Annotated in this window: 7 protein-coding genes; 6 read left to right on the top strand and 1 reads right to left on the bottom strand. The window is 74.5% G+C overall.

Features of this window, described 5'->3' with window-relative positions; genetic code table 11:
* The 3 genes from HUW36_RS23105 to HUW36_RS23095 form a co-directional block, all read left to right on the top strand.
* Positions 1-465: SpoIIE family protein phosphatase (locus HUW36_RS23105; protein ID WP_174530095.1), on the top strand; the 465-nt coding region annotated here is incomplete at its 5' end.
* A 79-nt stretch (positions 466-544) separates the two neighbouring features.
* Complete coding sequence (locus tag HUW36_RS23100) at positions 545-1,894, top strand: ATP-binding protein (protein WP_174530096.1); 1,350 nt, start codon at positions 545-547, stop codon at positions 1,892-1,894.
* A 2-nt stretch (positions 1,895-1,896) separates the two neighbouring features.
* Positions 1,897-3,435: a SpoIIE family protein phosphatase gene (locus tag HUW36_RS23095; RefSeq protein ID WP_174530094.1), complete on the top strand. Its 1,539-nt coding sequence runs from the start codon at positions 1,897-1,899 to the stop codon at positions 3,433-3,435.
* A gap of 19 nt (positions 3,436-3,454) precedes the next feature.
* Here the strand turns inward: HUW36_RS23095 and HUW36_RS23090 are convergent, their stop codons facing one another.
* A complete protein-coding gene (locus HUW36_RS23090) occupies positions 3,455-4,264 on the bottom strand; it encodes a helix-turn-helix domain-containing protein (protein ID WP_174530093.1) in 810 nt (269 codons plus the stop codon).
* A 31-nt stretch (positions 4,265-4,295) separates the two neighbouring features.
* Between HUW36_RS23090 and HUW36_RS23085 the strand changes: the two genes are divergently transcribed.
* From HUW36_RS23085 to HUW36_RS23075, 3 genes are read left to right on the top strand one after another with little or no spacing between them, the layout of a single operon-like run.
* Complete coding sequence (locus tag HUW36_RS23085; protein WP_174530092.1) at positions 4,296-4,868, top strand: TIGR03086 family metal-binding protein; 573 nt, start codon at positions 4,296-4,298, stop codon at positions 4,866-4,868.
* A 31-nt stretch (positions 4,869-4,899) separates the two neighbouring features.
* Complete coding sequence (locus tag HUW36_RS23080; RefSeq protein ID WP_174530091.1) at positions 4,900-5,436, top strand: PadR family transcriptional regulator; 537 nt, start codon at positions 4,900-4,902, stop codon at positions 5,434-5,436.
* On the top strand, positions 5,433-6,134 hold the full coding sequence (locus tag HUW36_RS23075) for an ABC transporter ATP-binding protein (RefSeq protein ID WP_174530090.1): 702 nt from the start codon (positions 5,433-5,435) through the stop codon (positions 6,132-6,134). The genes HUW36_RS23080 and HUW36_RS23075 overlap by 4 nt, the downstream gene beginning before the upstream one ends.
* The last annotated feature ends 47 nt before the right edge of the window (positions 6,135-6,181 follow it).

The following is a 6,181-nucleotide window of genomic DNA, read 5'->3' as shown; positions in this document are numbered from 1 at the left end:
TCTTCCGATCTCCGTTCGGCGCCGGCCGGGCCGCCGGAGGTCGTGGTGCGGCACCTGCACGCGAGCATCTCACACACCCGGGGCGCGGCGCTCGCGGTGGCCGAGCCGGACCCCGCGGCCGGCCTGCTGCGCTACGCCGGGCTGGGCAACATCGCCGCCGTGATCGTCGCGCCGGGCGAGCGGCGGCGGGGCCTGGTCTCGCTGCCGGGGATCGCCGGCCACCAGCGTCCGGCGATACGCGGCTACGAGTACCCGTTCGCAGCCGGGTCGACACTGGTCATGCACAGTGACGGCGTGGTGGACCGCTGGAACCTGGACGACTACCCCGGGCTGGCCGGGCGGGCGCCGCTGCTGGTCGCCGCCACCCTGCTCCGCGACGCCGGGGTCCGCCGTGACGACGCGTGCGTCCTGGTCGCCCGGCCGGTACGGCATGAGCGAACGCACCGAGCGGAGCGAGGGCCGTGAGGGCATGCCCGGCCGGTACGGCATGAGCGAACGCACCGAGCGGAGCGAGGGCCGTGAGGGCATGCCCGGCCCGCACGGCATGAGCGAGCCCCTTCTGCACCTGACGCTCCGGGTCGAGCAGGACATCTTCCTGATCCGGCAGCGCGGCCGGGAGGTCGCCGCCGTCGTCGGCCTGGAACACCAGGACCAGGTACGGATCGCCACCGCGCTCAGCGAGGTGGCCCGGGAGCTGCTGCGCGGCGTCGACGGCGCGGACGTCACGTTCGCGGTCGACCGGGACGTCGCCACCGGCCGGCGGGTGCTCCGGGTGGACCTGGCCCCGGTACGCCCGCTCCCCGACGGCCGGTACGAGCCGCGGTCCGGCGCGGTGGCGCGTCTGGTGGACACGTTGCGGGTGGTGACCGTCGAGGGCGATACCGTCGTGAGGATGTCCAGACGAGTACCGGACCACGCCGAGGAGCTGACGCCGGACCGCGCCGCCCAGCTCCGCGCCGAGCTGGCCGAGCGCGCTCCGGGCTCCGCGCTGGACGAGTTGGCCGCGCAGAACGCCCAGCTCATCGCCGCGCTGGACGAGGTGCGCAGCCAGCGCGACGAGCTGGCGGTGCTCAACTCCGAACTCCAGGAGACCAACCACGGCGTGATGGCGCTCTACAACCAGCTCACCGAGGAGCTGGAGGAGACCAACCGCGGCGTGGTGGCGCTCTACGCCGAGCTGGACGAGAAGTCCGCCCAGTTGCGGGCCGCCAGCGAGTCGAAGAGCCGGTTCCTGGCCAACGTGAGTCACGAGCTGCGCGCCCCGGTGACCGCGATCATCGGCCTGGGACGGCTGCTCGCCGACTCCGCGTCCGACCCGCTCACCAGTGAGCAGGCCCGCCAGGTGGGCCTGATCCGGTCCTCCGCGGGCGACCTGCTGGCCCTGGTCAACGAGCTGCTCGACCTGGCCAAGGCCGAGTCGGGCCGGATCGAGCCGGACTGGTCCGAGGTCGACCTGCGCGCGGTGTTCGGGCAGCTGCGCGGCACGTTGCGGGCGTTGGCCACCCGGCCCGACGTGGAGCTGGTGGTCGAGGAGCCGCCGGCGCCGGCGACGGTCCGCTCGGACGAGGTGCTCCTCGCGCAGGTGCTGCGCAACCTGCTGCACAACGGCCTGAAGTTCACCGAGCGCGGCGAGGTGCGCCTGCGCGCCGAGCGCCGGGACGGCATGTGGTCGCTGTCGGTCACCGACACCGGCGTGGGCATCCCGGCGGAGTTGCAGGAACGGATCTTCGAGGAGTTCTACCAGGTCCCCGGCACGACGCGGGTCGGCGGCACCGGCCTCGGCCTGCCGTACGCCCGGCGGCTGGTCACCCTGCTCGGCGGGACGCTGGAGCTGACCAGCGAACCGGGCCGGGGCAGCACGTTCACCGTCGTCCTGCCCGTGGGCGGAGCGTGACGGTGGACGGCGGGCCGGCGACGGTGCTGGTGGTCGACGACAGCGGTCCCAAGCGGTACCTGCTGGTGAACTGGCTGAACCGGGCCGGCTTCGTCACCGTCGAGGCCGAGAACGGCACGTCGGCGCTGGAGCGGGTGGACCGGGAGCCGGTCGACCTGGTGGTGCTCGACGTCCGGCTGCCGGACATGAGCGGTTTCGAGGTGTGCGAGCGGATCAAGGAGGCGCACCCCTCCACCCCGGTCATCCACGTCTCGGCGCACGCGGTGGACGTGGTCGACCGGGCGCAGGGGCTGACCCGGGGCGCGGACGCCTACCTGGCCGAGCCGATCGAGCCGGAGGAACTGGTCGCGACCGCGCACGCGGTGCTGCGCTACTACCGGGCCCGGCGACGGGCCGAGCAGCTTGCCGAGCGGCTCGCGGCGCTGGCCGACGCCACCGTGGAGATGCACGCCTCGCCGAACTTCGTGCGGCTGCTGGAGGCCGCCGCGTCCGGGGCCGCCCGGATCTTCCGGTCGCCGGCCGCGGTGGTCGCCGAGACGTTCGACGGGGACTGCCTGGCCGGCGTGGCCGCCGACCCGCACACGCCGGCCCGGATCGTGCCGTGGGTGGTGGACGACACCGGCGTGCCGATCGGCACCCGGGTGCGGGTGGACGAGCCGGGCGCCTGGGCGCTCGCCGACTGGCCGGACGACGACACCGTCACCGTGGCCGCGGCCCGGCTGCGCGAGGACCGGGCCCCGCTCTACGTGGTGGTGCCGACCGCCACCCAGACCGTCCGCACGCCGGTGCTGGTGCAGCTCGCCCAGGCGGTCGCCTCGGCGGTGGAGGCACAGCGCTCGTTCGACGAGGAACACCGGATCGCGGTGACGCTCCAACGCAGTCTGCTGCCCCGGCGGCTGCCCGAGGTCGCCGGCCTGGACCTGGCCGTCCGGTACGAGCCGGCGAGCGCGCAGACCGAGGTGGGCGGCGACTTCTACGAGCTGGTGATGCTCGACGGGCACCTGCTCGTGGCGATCGGCGACGTGGCCGGGCACTCGTTGCACGCCGCCACCGTCATGGCCGAGCTGCGGCACGCGGTGCGCGCGTACGCGGTGGAGGGGCACCAGCCCGGCGTGATCCTCGACCGGGTCAACGAGCTGATGCGGGCGCTGCTGCCGACCGAGCTGGCGACGATCTGCGTCCTGCTGCTCGACCCGTCCACCGGGCTGATCCGGATGGCCAGCGCCGGGCACCTGCCGCCGCTGCTGAGTCGGGACGGGCGGGTGGAGTTCGTGTCCCAGTCCGCGCCGCTGCTCGGCGTCCGCGCGCCCCGCCCGCCCGACCTGGAGTTCGTGCTGCCGCCGGGGGCCACGCTGGTGCTCTACACGGACGGGCTGATCGAGCGGCGGGACGCGACGATCGACGACGGCATGGCGGCGCTCGGCGTGGTGGCCACCCGGGTCGACGACAACCTCGACGACTTCTGCCAGCGGCTGCTGGTCGAACTGGCGCCGCCGGAGATCCACGACGACGTCGCGGTCGTCGCGGTCCGCCGCCGCTGAGGCGGTCGTCCGCCGGCCGTCACCGCCGCGCGGTGGCCAGGGAGCGGGCGTACGCCGCGGGTGAGACACCGGCGACGGCGGTGAACTCGCGGACCAGGTGCGCCTGGTCGGCGTACCCCAGGTCGGCGGCGACCCGCGACCAGTCCAACGGCCCGGCGGCGGCCTGCTCGATCGCCTCCTGGAGCCGGTAGCGCCGGATCACCCACTTCGGACCGACGCCGACGTGGTCCAGGAACAGCCGCTGGAGCCGGCGGGTGGAGACGGCGTGCCGCCGGGCGAAGTCGGCCACCCGCAGCACACCCCGGTCGGCGCGGATCTCCTCGGCCAACGCGGTGACCTCGGCGGTGAGCCTGTCCGCGACCGGTGACCACACGGTCAGCAGGTCGTCCAGCCGGCGGCACCGGTCGTCGTCGGTGCCGGGACAGACCGCTCCGTCCGGCCCCGGCAGGTGCGTGGCGGCGAGCGGGACGCGGCGGCCGGTCAGCGCGGACACCGGGCGTCCCCAGAACGGGCGGAAGCCGCCGGGACGGAACTGGACGCCGGTGACCCGCCCGGCGCCGTGCAGGGTCACGGTGAACAGGCCGGTGTCCACACCGGCCACCTCCCCGTGCTCGACCTCGCCCTCCTGTGCCTGGAACACCAGGTTGACCGCCGGGTGCGGCACCACCCGCTGGTCGAACGGCTCGGTCAGGTCCCAGTCGATCAGCCAGTAGTGCTCCACCCACGGGCGCAGCGCGCGGGCGGGGAGCCGACGCCGGAACCGGACCTGGCGCAGCATCCGGTCGGGGTCGAGGATCCCCCGGCTGTCCCGTCGCGGTTCGTGTCGCATTTCTTCAAGACCGTCCTCATACGCTGGCCGTATGAGCACGAAGACTAGTGAGCTGCTGTCCGTCGCCGCGCCGGGCACGACGGCGGTGGTGCGCGGCATCGCCGACGACCAGCTCGACCTGCCCACGCCCTGCCCCGACTACGCCGTGCGCGACCTGCTGAACCACCTGACCGACGTGGTGGTCAACTTCCAGGCGATGGCCCGGCGGGAGGAGGTGGACTGGTCCGGCAAGACCGACCACCTGACCGAGGGTTGGCGGGACCGGTTCGCCACCGAGGCGGCGCGGCTGGTCGAGGCGTGGTCGGACTCGGCGGCGCTGGAGGGTGTCTCGCCCGGCATGGGCCTGCCGCAGGAGATGGTCGGGCTGATGGCCCTGATCGACCTCACCGTGCACGGTTGGGACCTGGCCCGGGCGACCGGGCAGGAGCTGGTGGTGGACCCGTCCGTGGTGGCGGCGGGGCACGACTTCATGGACCGGATGGGCGACATGGGGCAGCGGATGGGCGCGTTCGGCGCGCCGGTGCCGACCGACGCGGCCCCGACCACGCTGGCGGCGCTGCTCGGCCGCACCGGGCGTGACCCGGCCTGGACCCCTGCTGCTTGACTGTTCTATTCACTGAGTGAATAGTGAGGGCGTGTCCACTCAGCACGTCCTGCTCGGGCTGCTCGCCGCCGGCCCGCGCCACGGTTACGAGCTGAAGCGCGCCCACGACGAGCGACTGCCCCGGGCCCGGCCGCTCGCCTTCGGGCAGGTCTACGCGACGCTGGCCCGGCTGCACCGGGACGGCCTGGTCGCCCCGGCCGGCCAGGCCCGCGAGGGCGGCCCGGACCGCACCGCCTACGCGCTCACCGGCGAGGGCCGGGCCGCGCTCGACCAGTGGCTGGCCACCGTCGAGCCGCCGATGCCCTACGTGGGCAGCACGCTGTTCACCAAGGTGGTGGTCGCGCTCCTGGTCGCCGACGCCGACCGGGCGCGCGCCTGGCTGGTCGCCCAGCGCCGCGCCCACACCGACCGGCTGCGCGAGCTGACCGCGGTCAAGAGCGCCCCCGGGGCCCGCCTCGACGAGGTGGTCGCCGCCGACTTCGCCATCGCTCATCTCGACGCCGATCTGCGGTGGCTGCACACCACCCTGGACCGCGTCGCCGACTGGCACCGGGAGGTGCACTCGTGACGTTCCTGGAAGCGCGCGGCGTGGTCCGGGCGTACGGCCCGACACCGGCGCTGCGCGGCGTGACGCTCGACGTGGCCGAGGGCGAGATCGTGGCCGTCACCGGCCCGAGCGGCTGCGGCAAGTCGACGCTGCTGCACTGTCTCGCCGGCATCCTGCGCCCCGACGCCGGTCAGGTCACCTGGCGCGGCGAACGGATCGACACGTGGTCGGAGGCGGCCCGGTCCCGGCTGCGTCGCACCGACTTCGGGGTGCTGTTCCAGTTCGGCCAGCTCGTCGCCGAGTTGACCGCGGCGGAGAACGTCGCCCTTCCGCTGCTTCTCGCCGGCACGGGGCGGCGAGCGGCACGAACGGCGGCGCTCACCTGGCTGGAACGGCTCGGCGTGGCCGAGGTCGCCGACTCCCGGCCGGGCGAGATGTCCGGCGGCCAGCAGCAGCGCTGCGCGCTGTCCCGGGCGCTGGTCACCGAGCCACGGGTGCTCTTCGCCGACGAGCCCACCGGCGCGCTCGACACGCTCGCCGGCGAGCAGGTGCTCACCCAACTGGTCCGGCTGGCCCGCGAGCAACGCACCACCGTCGTGCTGGTCACCCACGAGCCGCGGATCGCCGCGTACGCCGACCGGGAGGTGAGCCTGCGCGACGGGATGGTCGACCACACCGGGCTGGGCCTCGACCCCGCGGTGCCGGGCGGCGCGCGGTGAGGCCGGCGACGCTGGTGCGGCTCGCGCTCGCCGGCACCCGCACCGAC

It is taken from the genome of Micromonospora maritima, assembly GCF_902825405.1.
GTDB lineage: Bacteria > Actinomycetota > Actinomycetes > Mycobacteriales > Micromonosporaceae > Micromonospora > Micromonospora maritima.
This window is presented reverse-complemented; position numbering and strand designations above follow the sequence as displayed.